This window comes from Inquilinus limosus MP06 (assembly GCF_000767795.1).
In the GTDB taxonomy this organism is placed as follows: domain Bacteria; phylum Pseudomonadota; class Alphaproteobacteria; order DSM-16000; family Inquilinaceae; genus Inquilinus; species Inquilinus limosus_E.
The window spans coordinates 1-946 of sequence record NZ_JANX01001072.1 but is presented as its reverse complement, the minus strand read 5'-3'; the positions used below and the strand labels follow the sequence as shown (position 1 = coordinate 946).

The window sequence follows — 946 nt, the reverse complement described above, 5'->3', positions numbered from 1 at the left end:
TTACGACCTGGGCTCGCATCTGATCGACCAGGCGCTGGTGCTGTTCGGCCGGCCGGAATTCGTGCGGGCGGAACTGCGCGCCATCCGCCCCGGCGCCGAGGCGGTGGACGATGCGATCTTCACCCTCGGCTTCGGCCCGACGCGAGCCCTGCTGCGCTGCCGCATCCTGGTGGCGGAGCCGGGGGCCCGGCTGGTGGTGCAGGGCGACCGCGCCACCTTCCGCAAGATGGAGATCGACCCGCAGGAGGACCATCTGCGCGCCGGCACCGTGCAGACGGAGCCGGAGACCGGCTGGCTGACGGTGGGGCAGGAGACGGGGAAGCCGGAGCCGCAGCGCCTGGCGATCGCGCCCGGCCGCTACGGCGCCTTCTATGACGGCTTCGCCGCCGCGATGCGCGACGGCGCCGCGCCGCCGGTCGACCCGCGCGACGGCCGCGACGTGATCCGGGTGATCGAGGCCGCGATCGAGAGCTCCGCCACCGGCCGCGACGTCCGGCTGGACTGGTAGGGCTTCAGCTCGACTGGCGCCAGATCAGGGAGAAGCCGAGGTCGATGACCTGGCCCTCCCGCGGCGCTGCGCCCTTGCCCAGCCGGGCCAGGATCAGCTCGCCGGCGCGGCGACCCATCCCGTAGGCCGGAATCCGGACCGTGGTCAGGGCCGGCCGCAGCTGCCGGCCGATCTCGAGATCGCCGAGGCCGACGATAGCGATGCGGCCGGGCACGTCGATGCCGCGGCTCTGGCATTCCAGCAGCCCGCCCACCGCCATGACGTCGGTGGCGAAGAACACGCCGTCGAGGTCCGGGGCGCGGGCCAGCAGCCGGTCGAGCGAGACCCGCCCGGCCTCGATCGACAGGTCGGCCGGGGTCTCGATCTCGGGCGGGGCCGCGCCGGCCTCGGCCAGGGCCGCGGTGAAGCCCGACAGCCGCGCCGCCGCCCGGCTTTCGG

The 946-nt window shown here is 74.7% G+C and carries 2 protein-coding genes; one reads left to right on the top strand and one right to left on the bottom strand.

From position 1 onward, the window contains the following. Positions 1–508, top strand: a 508-nt coding sequence (locus tag P409_RS39815) for a Gfo/Idh/MocA family oxidoreductase (RefSeq protein ID WP_034849775.1), incomplete at its 5' end; no start/stop codon positions are given. A gap of 4 nt (positions 509–512) precedes the next feature. On the opposite strand, the gene P409_RS35250 is transcribed toward P409_RS39815, so the two are convergent. After that, positions 513–946: substrate-binding domain-containing protein (locus P409_RS35250; RefSeq protein ID WP_034849772.1), on the bottom strand; the 434-nt coding region annotated here is incomplete at its 5' end.